The organism is Mucilaginibacter sp. Mucisp73, from assembly GCF_059491465.1.
In genome coordinates this window covers 5416828-5434875 of record NZ_CP168507.1, presented here as the reverse complement: position 1 = coordinate 5434875, position 18048 = coordinate 5416828, and the positions used below count along the sequence as shown (strand labels likewise).

Annotated in this window: 12 protein-coding genes; 7 read left to right on the top strand and 5 right to left on the bottom strand. The window is 44.7% G+C overall.

Features of this window, described 5'->3' with window-relative positions; all coding sequences use genetic code 11:
- The first annotated feature begins 5 nt into the window (after positions 1-5).
- Positions 6-1343, top strand: a complete 1338-nt coding sequence (locus ACEN82_RS22425) for an efflux RND transporter periplasmic adaptor subunit (RefSeq protein WP_090530676.1) — start codon at positions 6-8, stop codon at positions 1341-1343.
- A 203-nt stretch (positions 1344-1546) separates the two neighbouring features.
- Here the strand turns inward: ACEN82_RS22425 and ACEN82_RS22420 are convergent, their stop codons facing one another.
- Positions 1547-2107 (bottom strand): RNA polymerase sigma-70 factor, encoded by a 561-nt coding sequence (locus ACEN82_RS22420; RefSeq protein ID WP_413322623.1) that lies wholly within the window; start codon positions 2105-2107, stop codon positions 1547-1549.
- A gap of 241 nt (positions 2108-2348) precedes the next feature.
- Here ACEN82_RS22420 and ACEN82_RS22415 point away from each other — a divergent pair, with 241 nt between their 5' ends.
- From ACEN82_RS22415 to ACEN82_RS22395, 5 genes are all read left to right on the top strand, one after another.
- The gene (locus tag ACEN82_RS22415) at positions 2349-3413 is read left to right on the top strand and encodes a FecR family protein (protein WP_413322622.1); all 1065 of its coding nucleotides are present in this window, start codon (positions 2349-2351) and stop codon (positions 3411-3413) included.
- 220 nt (positions 3414-3633) lie between these two features.
- A complete protein-coding gene (locus ACEN82_RS22410; RefSeq protein ID WP_413322621.1) occupies positions 3634-7134 on the top strand; it encodes a TonB-dependent receptor in 3501 nt (1166 codons plus the stop codon).
- A 23-nt stretch (positions 7135-7157) separates the two neighbouring features.
- Positions 7158-8939: a RagB/SusD family nutrient uptake outer membrane protein gene (locus tag ACEN82_RS22405; RefSeq protein WP_413322620.1), complete on the top strand. Its 1782-nt coding sequence runs from the start codon at positions 7158-7160 to the stop codon at positions 8937-8939.
- A 169-nt stretch (positions 8940-9108) separates the two neighbouring features.
- Positions 9109-10239: an acyltransferase family protein gene (locus tag ACEN82_RS22400; RefSeq protein ID WP_413322619.1), complete on the top strand. Its 1131-nt coding sequence runs from the start codon at positions 9109-9111 to the stop codon at positions 10237-10239.
- A 202-nt stretch (positions 10240-10441) separates the two neighbouring features.
- The gene (locus ACEN82_RS22395) at positions 10442-12349 is read left to right on the top strand and encodes a beta-N-acetylhexosaminidase (RefSeq protein ID WP_413322618.1); all 1908 of its coding nucleotides are present in this window, start codon (positions 10442-10444) and stop codon (positions 12347-12349) included.
- Between the two features lie 208 nt (positions 12350-12557).
- Here the strand turns inward: ACEN82_RS22395 and ACEN82_RS22390 are convergent, their stop codons facing one another.
- From ACEN82_RS22390 to ACEN82_RS22380, 3 genes are all read right to left on the bottom strand, one after another.
- Entirely contained in the window at positions 12558-14174 is a 1617-nt protein-coding gene (locus ACEN82_RS22390; RefSeq protein ID WP_413322617.1) for an aminopeptidase P family protein, read from the bottom strand.
- 252 nt (positions 14175-14426) lie between these two features.
- Complete coding sequence (locus tag ACEN82_RS22385; RefSeq protein ID WP_413322616.1) at positions 14427-15422, bottom strand: glycoside hydrolase family 43 protein; 996 nt, start codon at positions 15420-15422, stop codon at positions 14427-14429.
- A gap of 203 nt (positions 15423-15625) precedes the next feature.
- A complete protein-coding gene (locus tag ACEN82_RS22380; RefSeq protein ID WP_413322615.1) occupies positions 15626-16855 on the bottom strand; it encodes a DEAD/DEAH box helicase in 1230 nt (409 codons plus the stop codon).
- A gap of 163 nt (positions 16856-17018) precedes the next feature.
- On the opposite strand from ACEN82_RS22380, the gene ACEN82_RS22375 reads away from it, so the two are divergent.
- Entirely contained in the window at positions 17019-17546 is a 528-nt protein-coding gene (locus tag ACEN82_RS22375; RefSeq protein ID WP_495644024.1) for a GNAT family N-acetyltransferase, read from the top strand.
- A gap of 37 nt (positions 17547-17583) precedes the next feature.
- On the opposite strand, the gene ACEN82_RS22370 is transcribed toward ACEN82_RS22375, so the two are convergent.
- The gene (locus tag ACEN82_RS22370; RefSeq protein ID WP_413322891.1) at positions 17584-18024 is read right to left on the bottom strand and encodes a low molecular weight protein-tyrosine-phosphatase; all 441 of its coding nucleotides are present in this window, start codon (positions 18022-18024) and stop codon (positions 17584-17586) included.
- Positions 18025-18048: the final 24 nt, after the last annotated feature.

Here is an 18048-nt window from a genome sequence, read left to right as displayed (position 1 = left end):
CCGTCATGGGAAAAACTACTAAATATATTCTGATAGGTCTTGGCGCACTGATTGTCCTGCTGATCATTGCTAAGGTTACGGGCCTGATAGGCAAGCCCGCGCTAACCCAGGTAGCTACCGAAAAGGCCGAAACACGCGAAATAAATGAAACCGTATCGGCCAGCGGAAAGATCAAACCACATGTTGAGGTCAAGATAAGCCCCGAAGTATCGGGCGAGGTGGTTGAACTGCCAATAAAAGAGGGTGATGTGGTTAAAAAAGGCCAATTGCTTTGTAAGATCAGGCCCGACATTTTAAAGTCAGGTTATGACCGGGCTATCGCATCGTACAATACCCAAAAAGCAAGCGTAGGTAATTCAAGCCAGATGCTTAAACAAGCCGAAGCTACTTATGCTAACCAGGCCGGTATTTACAAGCGCAGTAAAGAGCTTTATGATAAAAAAGTGTTAACGGTTTCGGAATTTGAAAATGCCAAAGCTGCTTATGAAGGCGCTAAAGCATCGCTTGAAGCTGCCAAACAAAATGTGGTAGGCTCGCAATATGGCCTGGCACAATCACAGGCATCAGTTAAGGAAGCACAGGATAACCTCGCGAAAACAACTATTTACTCGCCGGTTGATGGTGTGGTTTCAAAACTATCTGTTGAAAAAGGTGAGCGTGTTTTGGGGACCCAGCAATTTGCCGGTACCGAAATCATGACTATATCTGATCTGAGCAAAATGGACGTGAATGTTGACGTGAATGAAAATGACATCAACCGCATTTCCCTTGGCGATTCATCAAAAATTGAAGTGGACGCGTTTTTAGGCAAGAAATTTACCGGTGTGGTAACTGAAATAGGTAGTTCGGCAAACGTGGTAGGTACATCTGCCGACCAGGTAACAAACTTTACTGTAAAGGTGAGGATCAATGCAGATTCATATGCCGCCCTGTTAAAGAAAACAGCCGATAATCCATCACCTTTCCGTCCGGGGTTAACAGCTACTGTTGATATCAGCACTAATTCGGCCAAAGCGCTGTCGGTACCAATTCAATCGGTAACCACCCGCGAGGAAAAGAAAGAAAATAACGGTCCGCCGAAAGCTGATGAGGATAAGAGTAAACCACAAATCAGCCCGGTAGCCAAAGAATATGTATTTGTACTAAACGCAGGTAAGCTTAAACAGGTACAGGTAACTACGGGTATCCAGAACGATAGTTACATCCAGATCTTATCCGGCCTTAAAGGTGGCGAAGAAGTTGTATCAGCTCCATATTCGGCTATTTCAAAAACGCTTAGCGATGGGCAAGCTGTTCAGAAAGTAGATAAGTCAAAATTATTTAACGCTGATAATACTAAGTAATTGATATGCAGATTTGCAGGTTTCAAATGTGCAGATGAATTAGATTTTCAGACGCCCGGTTTCGCCGGGCTTTTTTGTGGAATGGAATTTCCGATGATTTAAACACTCGTAAAAAGCACGAATTTAAGATGAACAGCTGTCATGGCCCTGCCCCCGAAGCGTGCAACCCTTCTACAACTATTATATAGTAACTCACCGGCAATTTAAAAAAGCATATAACTCACATGCTTCAACACCTGGCGTAGTTTTTCGAGGGCGATGCTCATCTGGCGCTCTACTGTTTTAGGGGAGATATTAAGCTGCACGGCAATTTCGCGATATTTCATATCGCTGAAACGGCTCAATACAAAAATCTCGCGGCATTTTTCGGGAAGGGTAGCTATGGCAGCTTCTATCTGCAGGGCGAGTTCTTTTTCCTCCAGTCCGTTTTCGAGCGTGTTACGCAGTTCATCAAACAGGTTGTTTTTTTCGAGGTAATTAACGTAAAGGTTTTCTATTTTCTGGCGCTTAAGGTAGTTAAGGCTCCGGTTTTGCACCATTTTAAAAAGATAAGAACTTACCGATGAGCAAAAACTGACCTCATGCCCGCGCTCCCACAGATGGGTGAACACATCGGCAGTAATTTCTTCGGCAACGGTTAAATCGTTTACAAAACGATTGGAGAACAAAGTTAAGCGGGTATAATATAGCCTGAACAGGGTTTCAAACGTTTTCGCGTCACCCTGTGTAAATGAGGTTATAGGTAGTTTGTTTTCCTGGATCATTAATCCCGCCTTTAATTAATCCGAATACTTTTTAAAAAACTTTAACAAGTTACAGAGTTTTTCATTCTGTATCAAATTTAATATGGAAATAATGGAAAGCTAAACACAAACATTCTGTAAAAAAACAGTTACGCGTAATATGAAGGGGGCGTTCAGGTTACTCGCCGAATAAAATTGAAAAATATTTCTTCTCGTTTTGAGGGTATCTGTTTTTTCGATTGTCTTAACGATAATATTACAAATGGATAACGAAGAAGTAAAACTACTGTTGGTAAAATACATAACCGGCGAAGCTACCTTGCAGGAGCTTGAGCAGGTTAAACAATGGATAAGTGCGCACCCCGAAAACGAGCAGTATTTTGTACAACTATATGAAACCTGGCATAACATGCTTTACCTGCAGCCAGCGGTTGTAAATAAAGATAATGCCTATAATAAACTTTCGACCGGTATAGAACCAGCGGAGCCGTCGCGCTATGCAAGGTTGATCAGTTGGGGCAAAGTGGCAGCGGCTATTGCTTTACTGGCAGCGGTTACCGTTACCTTATATAACAGGTATTCAAAAAATGCAGAAAGTGTAAGGCAAATAGCTGTTACCCCCGGCTCGATAAAAAAAGTTGTTTTAAGCGATGGCACGCAGGTTTGGCTTAATGCGGGCAGCAAGCTTAATTATACGGCCGATTTTGGTAAAACAACCCGTACCGTTTACCTGGAAGGCGAAGCGTTTTTTGATATTGCCCCCGGTAAAAAAGAGGCCCCTTTTATTGTAAATACAAAAAACTATACCATAAGGGATATCGGTACAAAGTTTAATCTTAAGGCCTATGCCTCCGACCCGTTTTTTGAAACCACTGTAGTAAAAGGCGAGGTATCTGTAGAGGGAAATGTAGATAACAACGCGCATGAAATGAGCCGCATTTATGTAAAGCCACGGCAGGTGCTCCGGATCTATTATCACCCCAAAAAAGAGAATTACAGCTACGTAACCCCCGAGCCCAAAAGCCTGAACGAGATCCAGGTATCAGAGATTGATTCGGCAAAGCTTGACCGCTATGATGGCTGGAAAGAGAACTTACTTGTGTTTGATGGTACAACCCTTAGCGACATTGCTAAAGTGCTTGAGCGAAGATATAACGTCACTATTAACATGACCGATGCCGAATTGAGCGGCATTCGTTATTCGGGTAGTTTCAAAAACATTCAGAGCATTGAAAAAGTGCTGGCAATTATAAAAGCTAATACCGCTATCAATTACTCCGTAAACGGCAATACAGTAAACATTACACGAAACAACAATAATGATTAACGACTAAAAAACAAAAAGGAAACTATGATCAAAAACTAACATTCTCTTTTACATAAAAAAACCCGGATGTGCTACCAACACGCCCGGGCCTAAAGCAATCAAAGCTAATACCCTACGCTTGGGGAAGCATCGTATTAACTGATTAACAAACAAATTTATGATTAATTTTTACAGAAAGTCCGCTCTGGCCGCCGGCCCGTGGCAAAAAACGATCAAAATTATGAAGCTGGTAACCGTTCTGCTCTTAACGGGCATTATGCAAATACACGCTGCCGCTTATTCACAAAACGTTTACAACTTTAATGTGAACAATATTTCTGTTAAGCAAATGTTTAAGCAGATTGAAAAAAGCAGTAAATACACTGTTTTTTACAGGCTTGACCAGGTTGATGTTGACAGGAAAATAAATGTGGATGTGCAGGACGCGCCTATTGAAACCGTAATGCAGAAGGTGCTGCAAAAACAGCCTTTAACCTTCCAGGTGGTTGATGATATCATTATTATAAAACCTGCCGATGCAAAACCTGTTGTCACGGTAACTGTAACAGGTGTGGTTAAAGACATTAACGGGCAGCCTTTACCGGGTGTAAGTGTAAAACTCAGAGGTAGTAATTTAGGTACGGTTACCAATGTTGATGGTAAATACAGCCTTACCCTGCCCGGTGGTAACGGCACACTTGAATTTGGCTTTTTAGGCTTTACCACACAGGCTATTCCGGTAAACGGACAAACAACCATTAATGTAACCCTGCTTGAAGAATCAAAAGCATTAAATGAGGTTGTTGTGGTTGGTTATACCACGCAGAAAAAGAAAGACCTTACCGGCGCCGTTGCGGTAGTTAATGTTAAAGACCTCAACAAACAGGCATCGTCATCAGTAAACTCGCAATTGCAAGGCCAGGCATCGGGCGTTACCGTTACCGGGTCAGGACAACCCGGCGAAGAGCCGCAGGTACACATCAGGGGTTTTAATACTTTCGGAAATAATACTCCCCTATACGTAGTTGACGGTGTGGAAACATATGATGTAAGCACGCTGAACCCTAATGATGTTGAAACCTTCCAGGTATTAAAAGACGCAAGTTCGGCATCAATATATGGTGCAAGGGCGGCAAACGGCGTTATCATCATCACTACCAAACGGGGAAAGGGCAAAGTAAATATTCAATATGATGCCTACTACGGCACGCAAAGACCAAAAGGCGGCAATGTCTGGAATACGATTACACCACAACAAATGGCCGATCTGAAACTTACCGCTAAGAAAAATTCGGGCGATAACAGCATTAAAGATGCCTTGTACAACCCAACCGGTACAGGCTCGGCTTTTACACTGCCTGATTACATTACCCCGGCCGGAGCTAAAGAAGGTGACCAATCTGTTGATCCATCAAAATACTATGTAAATCCTTTTTATACATCAGCTGCAGACCTGGGTAATTTTTACAGGATAACAAGGGCCAACAAAGCCGGTACCGACTGGTATCATGAGTTGTTTAAATCGGCCCCGATGAATAGCCACAATATATCGTTGAGCGGCAGTACTGATAACGCCAGCTATTTATTCTCGTTAAATTATTTTAACCAGCAAGGTACACTGATTGATACTTATCTTAAACGATACACGCTGCGCTCAAATACCACCTATAATGTAACTAAACACATCAGAGTGGGCGAAAACCTGGCTTATTCTATAACCAGGCAGCCGCAGGTAAATGACGGAACATCACATTCGCAGGTCAGCACTAATGACCCGGATGGCGTTATTGCACATGCCCTGCGCGAACAGCCCATTATTCCTGTTTACGACATTAAAGGTAACTACGCAGGCAGTTACGGTACGGGCCTTGGCGATGCCAATAACCCGGTTGCTATACAGCAGCGTACAAAAAACAACCAGTCAACAAGTTATCGTTTGCTTGGTAACGTATTTGCCGAAGCCGACATTATTCCCGGCCTTACTTTACGTACCAGTTTTGGCGGCGATATCATCAACAGCAACAACCATTCGTTTTCGTTCCCTACGTATGAAAACGTTGAAAACTCTTCAACCAATACTTACAGCGAAGGATCAGACAATAGCTACACTTATAACTGGACCAACACCCTTAGCTATCAAAAAGTATTTGGCAAACACAATGTTAACATAGTGGTAGGTACCGAGGCCGTTGAAGATCACGACCGTTATGTTGGCGGCAGCATCCAGGGTTTTTACACTTTTGATCCTGATTATGTAAACCTGTCTACCGGTACCACCAATAAAAACACTTACAGCGGCAAATCTAACAACTCATTATTTTCGGAGTTTGCCCGTTTAGATTACACCTACAATGATCGCTATCTGTTTAACGCCACTATCCGTCGTGATGGCTCATCAAAATTCCCGGTTGACCAACGTTATGGCTACTTTCCGGCATTCAGCGCGGGCTGGCGTATCTCGCAGGAAAACTTTATGAAAAATATTACCTGGCTTACCGACCTGAAGCTAAGAGGCGGCTGGGGTATTATGGGTAACCAGATCAACATGGGCAGTAAAGACGCTTACGTTACATTCAGCAATGATATTGGCCAATCATATTATCCTATCGATGGCTCTCTTAACCTAACTCCGGGTTTTTACCAGGATCAAACAGCCAACCCTCACGCACTTTGGGAAAAAGATATTAACTCCAACTTTGGCTTTGATGCAACCTTATTTGGCGGCAAAATAGCCGTAACTGCCGATTACTACCGCAAAGACATTAAGGACCTGTTGTTTAACGCTACCCAGTTAGGTACCGCGGGCAACGGTGCTTTCCCGGCGCAAAACGTTGGTAAAATGAAAACCGATGGTCTTGACCTTTCTGTTACCGGCAACTTCAGGGCCAGCAGCGATCTGAGCTTTAATGCTACCGGTACTTTAACCACTTATAATAATAAAGTATTAAAAGTATCTGATGACAGGGACTATTTCCCCGGCTCGGCAACAAGCCGGTTTGATAACCCAATTACCCGCAGCCAGGTAGGTCATTCTTTAGGCGAGTTTTATGGCTACCAGATCGTAGGCTTCTGGAATTCGCAGGCCGAAATTGACGCAGCCGACAAAGCTGTACAAACCCGCACCGGCGATCCGAATGCTTACTATCAATCAGATGTAAAGGTCGGTCGTTTCAGGTATAAAGACGTAAACGGCGATGGTGTCATCACCGATGCCGACCGTACTTTTATCGGTAATCCAAACCCGAAAGTTACTGCCGGCTTAAACCTGGGTGTAAACTATAAAAACTTTGATGCCAGCGTTTTCCTTTACGGCTCATTCGGCAATAAACTATGGAACAGCGTTAAATACTGGCGGGATTTCTATGCTTCATTTGGTACAGCAAAAAGCTATACCGCACTTAATGATTCATGGACACCAACTCATCAAAATGCAAAGGCACCTATCCAGGAACTTGACGCATCAACCAGCAGCGGCGCTACACCAAACTCATACTTTGTTGAAAACGGCACTTATGTACGTATGCGTAACGCGCAGGTTGGCTACACCTTTAACATTGCAGGGCTTAAAAAGGCGGGGATCCAAAAGTTAAGGATCTATGTATCGGCAACCAACCTGTTTACTTTAACAGGCTACAGCGGTGTCGATCCTGAACTGAGCGGCAACACCAAAGATTTTGGTATTGACGAGGGTAGCTACGCCAGCCCGCGCACCTTCATATTCGGAGTTAATTTTTCATTATAACAGCAATATTTAAACGGATTACAATGAAAGCTAAAAAACTTATTTCCATAGCGCTTTTAAGCACACTATCGCTTGGCGCGTGTAAAAAATCATATCTCGATAAGCCGATTAACGGCGCCCTCGAGCCTCAATTTCTCGAAACAGAATCAGGAGCTAATGAACTGCTTGTAGGTGCATATGCGGTGTTGGATGGTCAGCAGGGCGGCGATGCTGCTGTAGGCGGCGGCGGTGCATGGGAAGCATCACCGGATAACTGGGTATATGGCGGTGTAGTAGGTGGTGATGCGTCAAAAGGCAGTATTGCCGGCGATCAGCAACCGATAGAACCGATGATGAAATACAACGCAGATGCCAGCAATGGTTTTTTCGACAGCAAATGGCGGGCCGATTACGAGGGTGTATCACGCACAAACAACACCATCAAAATAACCAATAAGGTTACTTCCATATCAGCCTCAAATAAAACCAATATACTGGCACAGGCCCGTTTCTTAAGAGCGCATTATTACTTCGACCTGAAAAAGATGTTCAATAATGTGCCCTATCTTGATGAAACAACAACCGACATTAATCAACCTAACAACACAGATATCTGGCCAAAGATTGAAGCAGACTTCAAATACGCTTACGACAATCTGCCTAATACCCAAACCGAAGTTGGCCGCGCCAATAAATGGGCTGCCGGTGCATACTTAGGTAAAACATACCTATACGAGCATAAATATACCGAAGCAAAGGCTGTATTTGATGCGGTTATTGCGCAGGGTGTAACTTCCGATGGTAAAAAGTATGCACTTAACGCCAAATTCAACGACAATTTCAGAACGGCTACCAACAACAGCGCCGAATCCGTTTTCGCTGTTCAGGCTGCTGCCAATACCGATCCTAACGGCCCGTCGCAGGCAAATAACGGCGATATGCTTAACTTTCCGTACGGCAATAGCAGTCCGTTTAGCTGCTGCGGTTTTTACCAGCCATCAATTGATCTGGTTAATCATTTCCGCACCAATTCGGCTACCGGTTTACCATATCTTGACGATTATAACAGTCACGCTATAAAAACAGATATGGGCCTGGCATCGGCCGATGATTATACTCCTGACGCCGGTACAATTGACCCGCGTCTTGACTGGACTGCCGGTCGCCGCGGAATCCCTTATCTTGACTGGGGCTTACATCCGGGAGCCGACTGGATCCGAGATCAGCAGTACGGTGGCCCTTATTCGCCTATCAAAAACGTTTACGGCCAGGCCGAGCAGGATGTAAACGGCGATAACACCTCATGGGCGCCGGGCTCAGGCATCAATTATAACATTATTCGTTACGCCGATGTACTGTTAATGGCCGCTGAGGTTGAAGCACAGGTTGGTAGCCTTGATAAAGCCGAAAGCTATGTAAACATGGTGCGTAACCGCGCAGCTAATCCTGAAGGTTTTGTACATAAATACAAAGATAACGATGACCCTACAGCAGGTTTCACCACTCAGGCAGCAGCTAACTATAAAGTGAGCCCTTATCCCGGCGGTGCATTTGCCAGCAAGGATTTTGCGCTTAAAGCCATCTATTTTGAACGTAAAATTGAGCTTGCCATGGAAGGTCACCGCTTTTTTGACCTGGTACGCTGGGGCATTGCCGATACCGAGCTTAATGCTTACATAGCATATCAAAGCACGTTGACCAATGATGTAAAGGGCGGTAAATTCATTAAAGGTAAAAGCGAATATTTCCCGATACCGCTGGTAGAGATTGACTTAAGCGCCAAAGGTGGTACACCGCAATTGAAACAAAATCCGGGTTATCATTAATTAAAGCTAAAAGCAAAACGCGCAAAGCCGAAAGCTATTAAACTGGCAGCGTTCGGTTTTGTAACGACTTATAACTTACCGGGACAATATGCATTCCCGGTAAGTTTATTATCTTGCCTTAACATCCCTGCTTCTGAAAAGCTGATTATAAACATTTTTAAACCCATTTATGGACAAATCATCATCGCGGTTTTTATCGCTGGATGTGTTTCGTGGCATGACTTTATGCTTCATGATCATTGTAAATACGCCGGGCAGCGGAGCAGCCCCTTTTTCGCCACTTGAACATGCCGCATGGCATGGCTTCACCCCAACCGATCTTGTGTTCCCATCCTTTTTATTTGCCGTAGGCAATGCCATGAGCTTTTCCATGAAACGCTACCAGGAAATGGGCAACTCGGCTGTGCTAAGCAAAATTTTCAGGCGTACCCTGCTCATATTTTTAATAGGTTACCTCATGTACTGGTTCCCTTTCTTTTCAACAGGCGGCGGACAGTTTCATCTAAAACCAATTACCCATACCCGCATTATGGGGGTTTTGCAGCGCATTGCCCTGTGCTATTGTTTTGCCTCGCTCATGATTCATTTTCTGTCAAAACGTTCGGTTTTCGTTTTATCGGGGTTATTTCTGGCGATCTACTGGATCATCCTGCTGGTGTATGGTAATCCTGCCGATCCGCTGAGCATGACCGGCAATGCAGGCATCTACCTTGATAAATTTTTGTTCGGGCCTGATCATTTATATCACGGCGAGGGTATTCCGTTCGATCCGGAAGGCGTATTGAGCACCCTGCCTGCCATTGTAAATGTGGTGGTTGGTTACTATGCAGGTAAATTCATCCAGCAAAAAGGTAAGGGATATGATACCACCACCAAGCTGCTGTTAACCGGCTGCCTGTTCATCTTTTTGGCCCTGTGCTGGAATATGGTATTCCCGATCAATAAAAAACTGTGGACAAGCTCATTTGTACTGGTAACTACCGGGCTTGACCTGGTGATCTTGTCGGCATTGATTTATGCCCTGGAAATCAATAATTGGAATAAAGGCAACTGGGCCCGTTTTTTCACCACTATGGGGAAAAATCCGCTGCCTATTTATGTACTATCCGAAATACTGCTGATCCCGGTAAGTATGATCATGATAAGCGGAACCAACGCTGTCGATTGGATCAACACCGCTTTTTACCAGGCTATAGCGCCCGGCCCGATTGGATCATTGCTATTCGCCATCAGCTTTATGATGATTTGCTGGCTGGTTGCTTACATCCTCGATAAGCGGAATATTTATATCAGAGTGTGACGATATAAATAAAAAAACGTCATTGCGAGGAACGAAGCAATCCCCGATTTGCAAGTCCGCCTTGTATAGCTCGCGATTGCTTCGTACCTCGCAATGACGCCCTTGTGATACCTGCGACTTGGCAAATAGCATTTATAAATACACTTCTTAATATTATTTAAAAAGTTTAATTTGCGTACATCCAATTAAATAACAATTCTTTATGAAGAAATTATCCTTATTGCTTTGCGGCTGTATGGCACACCTGCTTTCTGCGGCCCAAACAACCAAACCGGCACTCGCGCTTATTCCGCAACCGGTAAAAGTTACCCAAACTACCGGCCAGTTTGTATTGCCCAAAACGGTTGTTGTAGAAGCCGGTTCTTCGGCTGATGTGGCAAATGTAACTGCCTATCTTAAAAGAAAACTTTCTACAGCTACAGGTGTATTTATCACCGTAAAAAGTGTAGCGCCAACAGCGCCCATCAGGCTGATTCTAAATAAAACAGCCGATACCGTACTCAAAACCGAAGGCTATAAACTATCCGTAACTCCTAAAAAAGTAGTGATCCGTGCTAATGATGCCGCGGGACTATTTTATGGCGTACAGACGTTTTTCCAGCTGTTGCCTAAAGAAATTGAAGGACTGGAAGTAGCCAAAGGCGTAAAATGGACTGCACCCGCGGTTGAAATTACCGACTATCCAAGGTTTGGCTGGAGAGGCCTGATGTTTGATGTATCCCGTCACTTTTTTACCAAAGCAGAGGTTAAGCAATACATCGATGCTATGGTTAAATACAAATTTAACCTGCTGCACTTGCACCTTACCGATGATGAAGGCTGGCGCGTGGAGATCAAAAGCCTGCCAAGGTTAACCGAAGTAGGATCGCACAACGTAAAAAAAGTAGGGCAGTTTGGTACGTTTACTCCACCTACACCTGATGAGCCACGTACCTACGGCGGTTTTTATACCCAGGAGGATATCAAAGAGTTGGTACAATACGCCAAAGACAGGTTTGTGAACATCCTGCCCGAAATTGATGTTCCTGGTCATAGCCTCGCTGCGGTAGTTGCCTATCCCGAGCTTTCATGTACACCGGGAGCTGATAAGTATGTGGTAAACTCCGGTGAGCCTTTTATGGATTGGAGCGGGCCGCATAACCGCGCTATTGTTGATAACACGCTTTGCCCGGCCAATGAAGCGGTTTATACCTTTATGGATAAGGTGGTTACTGAAGTCGCCCAACTGTTCCCTTTCGGCTATATCCATTTGGGAGGCGACGAGTGTGCAAAAAATTTCTGGGAGCAAAGCGATGCCATAAAAGCGTTAATGGCTAAAGAAAACCTGAAAACGATGAGCGAAGTACAGGCTTACTTCGAAAAGCGACTTGAAAAAATCGTAGAGTCGAAAGGTAAAAAATTCATGGGTTGGGACGAGATCATTGAGGGCGGTCTGGGCCCTAACGCCGCGGTTATGAGCTGGCGCGGTATCCAGGGTGGCATCACTGCCGCTAAAGCAGGTCATGAGGTGGTCATGAGCCCGACAACATTTGCCTATTTAGATTACATGCAAAGCGACCGTGTAAACGAAACCAAGATTTATGCCACGCTTCGCTTAAACAAAACCTATTCATGGGAGCCTGTACCAGATAGCGTTGATGCGCGCCTTATTAAAGGCGGCCAGGCCAACTTATGGACCGAGCAGGTGTACAATATCCGCCAGGCCGAATATATGACCTGGCCACGCGGTATGGCTATTGCCGAAGATGTATGGTCGCCAAAAGGTCCTAAAAACTGGGATGGATTTTTCAGCAGGGTAGAGAAACATTTCCCCCGCTTTGATGAAGCCGAAACCAAAATAGCCCCAAGTGCTTACGATCCGTCATTTGATGCGGTGTTGAATCCTGACAGCACGTTAAAAATCACACTGACAAACGAGGTAAACGGGCTGGACACTTATTACAGCTTTGACAACTCGTTCCCCGACAGGTTTTATCCTAAGTACACAGCGCCGATAGATGCCCCTAAAGATGCTACTACATTAAGGGTGATCACTTATCGCGGTAAAAAGCCAATCGGCCGTATGGTTACCATGCCGTTGGCTGAACTGAAAAGCAGGATTAAGAAATAAGAATAATTCATAAATAGAAAAGCCCTCCGGATTGAATTTCGGAGGGCTTTCGTGTTTTATACAACCACTATGTCGTTGCGAGCGTAGCGTGGCAATCTCGTAGTTATACAGGGCGGCGATGCACTATGGCGATGCAAAGCTACGAGATTGCCACGTCGCCCAATTGCGCAGCCCCCGCTGCTCCTCGCAATGACATAAAGTGCTTTTTTTATTTCAACTCCGGAAATTTAGCAGCCTCAAAAATACTTTTTTCGGTAGCAGCTTTTTCAACATCCTGCCATTTGCGTGGCGCATCTATTGATAGGATTGTGCCCTTGTCTTTGCCTATCTGCACGTCATCTTCAATACGTACGCCAATATTCCACCATTTTTTATCGCAGGGGCTTCCGGCAGGGATATAGATCCCCGGCTCAACGGTGATCACCCAGTTTTCTTCCAAATTGCCGCGACCGCCTTTATCATGCACATCAAGCCCTAAATGGTGCGAACAGCCATGCGGGTAATATTTACGCACTTCTGAAGCATCCTTGATGATACCGAGTTTAATCAGTCCGGCCGATAATACTTCTACCGATTTTTGCTCAAGACTGGCATAGGGAACGCCTGCTTTGCATAGTTTAAAAATCTCTTCCTGTGCGTCGTATACCAATTGATAAATAGCCTTTTGCTCCTCGGTAAATTTGCCGTTAGCCGGTACAGTGCGGGTAACATCGGCAGAATATCCGTGGTACTCCGCACCAACATCCATCAGCAGCAACTGGTTATTGATTTTTGTGGCCGAGTTTTCTTCATAATGCAGGATACAGCCATTAGCACCTGCACCTACAATTGGTGGATAGCCCTCCTCTTCTGCTCCGTATCTTTTATGCACGTAGGTCATGATGCCTTCAACCTCGCGCTCGCTCATATTGGGTTTTACCGATTTCATTACTTCCAAATGAGCAAGGCTTGAGATCTCAACAGCCTTTTTCAATACGGCTATTTCCTCCGGTGTTTTTACGCCGCGCAGCTTTGAAGTAAATTCACTATATCCGGTGTTGCCGCCGTAAGTTGTGCCAATTTTTGCCTTAACATCGGCAAGCGTTGCAGAATCGGGTTTGGCCGCCAATTGTTGTATAAGTGGATTGTTTTTGTGATCCTCATCAGCAAACTTATCTTTAAAATAAGTCATAAAACGGGCTAAGTTTTGAGGAGTAACCATTCTTGCTATCAAATTAAGATCACTCATAACCTGCCTGTTGGTTTCCGTTATACCAGCCTTATTTTTAAAAGCTGCGATCAATTTTTTTAGCTCGCCGGTCGATCCATCGCCGGTAACATCTTCGGGCAGTGCATCATAATACACATTGGCAAACTTTTTAAAATCAACGGGGAATTTCGCGAAATCCTCGCTGTTGTAAGCCCGCTTAAAACCAAGCTGCGATTTAGCGCCCTCAACGCCTAAACGCCTGCCTGTCCACTGCTCACGACCGGCATCCCGATGGCGTACAAACAGCACCTCGTTATAGCTGCTGTCGCCCACAGCCTGCATTTCTTTAAATACCAACAACACTGAGTTGGGTTCTTTATATCCTGAAAAATAATACAGATCGGGATTAGGATGATAAACGTAGTTAACATCGTTCGAAAACACCTGTTCAGGGTACGAGAAGATCACCATCACCGAATTAGCGGGCATCAGGTCGCGAAGGGCCTGTCGCCTTCCGGCATGAAATTCTTTGCTTAAATAATCGGTGGGCAGGTTTTCGGCGGCTTGTCCGAAACACCGGTTGCTGCCTGTGAGGGCAAGTAAAATTACTAATGCCCGAAAAAATGATCGCGTCATAATGATAAAGGAATAATGTCAGTCAAAAAAACGGTTTAAGATACTAAATATCAGGAATTATCATGCTCACCCTTTTAGGGGGAGATGAATGATGTGCAAATGGCAAGATTTCAGATGTGCAAATTAGCGGATGCCATATCAATGCAAAAGCCAACAACAGCAAAAAAGAAACTTACGAAGTTTTTGAAACTTCGTAAGTTTTGCCCGGGGTCACGCGCATTGCAAACTCCCCCTTTAGGGGGGTGGGGGGCTTTATTTAATCTTCCTCGCCGCCACACCCTCATTGGTGATCTTAACCGGCAGGATCTTGCCATCCTTATCAAAGTACATTTTGTCGATACAGGTAACACGGTGGTTGCCATCAGTTTCGGTTAAGGGACGGCGGTGGTAAACAATATACCATTCATCCTTCCCTGGCACCTGGATCACCGAATGGTGACCTGCACCTGTAGCAATATTCGCGTCCTGTTTTAATATTGTCCCGATACGGTTAAAAGGACCAAACGGCGAATCGCCGATGGCATAAGCTACGCGGTAATCCGGGCCGGTCCAGCCGCCTTCGCTCCACATAAAATAATATTTGCCTTTGCGTTTAAACATCACCGGGCCTTCAACATAATCTTTGGGGGTGATCAGTTTATAGGTTTCTCCGTCTTTAAACGGCTCGATACCTGTAAAGTCGTTTTTTAGCTTTACGATATTACATTGGCCCCAGCCACCATATATCATATAATACTGACCATCGTCATCCTTAAAAACAAACTGGTCGATAGGTTGCGCTTTATTGATGATCTGGCCAATGAGTGGTTTGCCCAAAAGGTCTTTGAACGGGCCTTCAGGTTTATCGCCAACGGCAACACCTATACCACCAATTTCATTGTTGTTCTGGATATCGTTGGCGCCAAAAAAGATATAGTATTTGCCATCCTTTTCTGTCACAGCAGGGGCCCACATAGCACGTTTTGCCCATTTTACTGCAGCAGTATCAATAACACGGGGATGCTTAGTCCAGTTAACCAGATCGGGTGATGAAAAGGCATCCATAAATACCTGGTCGTTATATTTAGCCGAATAGGTTGGATATACCCAGTATTGTTTATTGAAGATTTTGGCTTCCGGGTCGGCATACCAGCCTTCAACAATAGGATTACCTGATGTTTTCTTCTCCTGTGCTAATGCCTTGTTTTCAGATATGATAATTGCCGCACCAAACGTTGCCAGTAAAACCAATTTTTTAGGAATGATCATTGGGAAATAGATTTTTGGTCTAAGATATTAAAATAGATAAAACGTTTTAGTAATGAAACGCGAATTTCTTCGAATTGAAGCGAATTACACGAATTAAGAATCCTGTTCCCCGCCGGCATCCTCTGTGAGAGCCCTAAAGGAACAGAGTTCGTGTAATTCGATTAAATTAAATCAACATCCAAAATGGTATTCGTGAAAATCTTTTAGTTACCCGTATTCTGCTGTTTCGGCTTCTTTCTTCCCCAGCGTCGATTAGGTTTCTTTTTAGCATCCCCTTGTACCGGTTCGGGCCTTAGCGGCTGTATCGTGGCCAGTTCATCCGGCAGCGCCATCAGCTTTATCGGTTTTTCAATCAGTTTTTCAATATTTTTAAGCTTGCGCTCATCGCGGTGGTTAACGAAGGTTATTGCGGTACCGGTGGTAGCGGCGCGGGCCGTACGACCAATACGGTGGATATAATCTTCCGGATCGCCGGGAACATCGTAGTTGATCACCAGATCGATGCCCTCCACATCAATGCCGCGCGAAAGGGCGTCGGTACCGATGATAACCGGTAATTGCTTGTTTTTGAATTTAAGGAGGATCTCTTCGCGCTCTTTCTGTTCCAGATCGGAATGGAACGACATGGCGTTGATCTTGATGGCTTTAAGCTCCTTGTATAATGCTTTAACGATCTCCTTGCGTGATGCAAAGATGATGATACTTGTAAATGCCGAATCTTTCAGGATATGCTGTACCAACGGCGTTTTTTGTTGATCATGAACCCTGTAAACCTGCTGATCGATACCAACGGCCGGCTGCGAAATAGCGATATTGATCTGCTCCGGATCTTTCAAAATAGCTTTGGCCAATGAACGGATACGACCTGGCATGGTAGCCGAAAACAACAGCGTTTGCCTCTCTTTTGGCAGGTAGCTGATAATTTTCATGATATCATCAGAAAATCCCATATCCAGCATCCGGTCGGCCTCATCAAGCACCAAATGGGTAAGGTGATTAAGCTTCAGCACGCCCGATGTAAGGTGGGCTATCAGCCTGCCGGGGGTAGCAACAATAATATTTACATTGTTTTGAATGCCACGGCGCTGTTGTTCGTAAACAATGCCGTCGCCGCCGCCAAAAACAGCAATAGAGCTGATACCGGTAAAATAGGCAAGGCCTTCAACCTGCTGATCTATTTGCTGGGCAAGCTCACGGGTTGGGGCAAGTATAAGGGCACTGGTATGGTGTTTATTTGTTTTGCTGATGCTGTTTAAAACAGGAAGCAAGTAAGCGCCGGTTTTACCTGTACCGGTTTGAGCGCATGCAATCAGGTCGCGCCCTTCCATAATGGCCGGGATGGCCATAGATTGTATGGGTGTGGGGTTTACGAAACCCATGCTCTCTACACCTTCAAATAATTGCTCGTTAAAATTAAAATCCTGGAAAGTCACTATATCTTATAAGTAAATTATGCAAGGTATAAAAATTTAACGGCAAATGAGGGTTTTAGCATTAATTGACCTTCCCTTAAAGGGGCAAAATAAATCTGGTCACCTTTTATATGACACTCAACTTACCTGTACAATCAATTCAAAAATATATTTTTGAAAACCTATGAATATTATCACTCAAACACCACGCTTGCTGATCCGTGAATTTACAGCCGAAGATGAAGAACTTGTTACCGCAATAGATGCCGATGACCGGCTTACTCAATATGTGAAAAAACGTACTTCGCAAGAGAGTAAACAGGTTTTTAAAGATACGCTTAAGGAATACCAGAACGGATCGGGCCTGGGCAGATGGGGGATTTTTAATATCACAGATAACGATTTTATAGGTGTTTGCGCCCTTAAACCAAGCGATTACGACAAGAGCCACATTGAGCTGGGCTACCGGCTGCATCTCAAATACTGGGGACAAGGCATAGCTACCGAACTTGCCGAAGCACTGATCAGTTATGGATTCAATATAGGGCTAAAAGAGATTTGCGCCGTTACCCATCCGCAAAACGCAGCATCACAAAGGGTGCTGATTAAAGCCGGTTTTGTACGGGAAGGGATTGTGTTTTGGTATGGGGAAGACGTGCCGTTTTTTAGGGTGAAAAACCCCACCCAACCCTCCCCGGAAGGGAGGGCTTAAAGACATTTATTAAAAATCTCCCCAATTGGGGGGAGATTTAGAGGGGGTGTAACTCTTCAATAATATCCCTACATCCGTTTTCAATCAACTCAAAAACCGGTTCAAACTGGTTATCGTCATAATATGGATCGGGGACAACCTTATCACCTAACAGAAGCTTTACTTTAGCAGCCTGTTCTTCGTTGCGGGCCATATCAAGCACATCGCTCAGGTTATTACGGTCCATCACAAAAATATGGTCGAACTCGTCAAAGTCGCTTCGTTTAAACTGGCGGCAAATTTGTTTGCTGATATCAATGCCGTGGTTCCGTGCTACGCGGATTGAACGTCTGTCGGGCGCTTCGCCCACATGCCATCTTCCGGTGCCCGCCGAATCAACATCCCAGCCAAGTCCATTTTCATCTGCCAGGTGCTGCATAACCCCCTCCGCCAGCGGCGAACGGCATATATTGCCCAGGCATACCATTAGTATTTTCATTTTTTTGAGGTAAAAGGCGAAAGG

Coding starts and splice junctions, on each gene's coding strand:
- ACEN82_RS22400 (WP_413322619.1), top strand. CDS start 9,109: ATGGACAAATCATCATCGCGGTTTTTATCGCTGGATGTGTTTCGTGGC.
- ACEN82_RS22375 (WP_495644024.1), top strand. CDS start 17,019: ATGAATATTATCACTCAAACACCACGCTTGCTGATCCGTGAATTTACA.
- ACEN82_RS22370 (WP_413322891.1), bottom strand. CDS start 18,024: ATGAAAATACTAATGGTATGCCTGGGCAATATATGCCGTTCGCCGCTG.
- ACEN82_RS22390 (WP_413322617.1), bottom strand. CDS start 14,174: ATGACGCGATCATTTTTTCGGGCATTAGTAATTTTACTTGCCCTCACA.
- ACEN82_RS22395 (WP_413322618.1), top strand. CDS start 10,442: ATGAAGAAATTATCCTTATTGCTTTGCGGCTGTATGGCACACCTGCTT.
- ACEN82_RS22385 (WP_413322616.1), bottom strand. CDS start 15,422: ATGATCATTCCTAAAAAATTGGTTTTACTGGCAACGTTTGGTGCGGCA.
- ACEN82_RS22420 (WP_413322623.1), bottom strand. CDS start 2,107: ATGATCCAGGAAAACAAACTACCTATAACCTCATTTACACAGGGTGAC.
- ACEN82_RS22425 (WP_090530676.1), top strand. CDS start 6: ATGGGAAAAACTACTAAATATATTCTGATAGGTCTTGGCGCACTGATT.
- ACEN82_RS22415 (WP_413322622.1), top strand. CDS start 2,349: ATGGATAACGAAGAAGTAAAACTACTGTTGGTAAAATACATAACCGGC.
- ACEN82_RS22405 (WP_413322620.1), top strand. CDS start 7,158: ATGAAAGCTAAAAAACTTATTTCCATAGCGCTTTTAAGCACACTATCG.
- ACEN82_RS22410 (WP_413322621.1), top strand. CDS start 3,634: ATGAAGCTGGTAACCGTTCTGCTCTTAACGGGCATTATGCAAATACAC.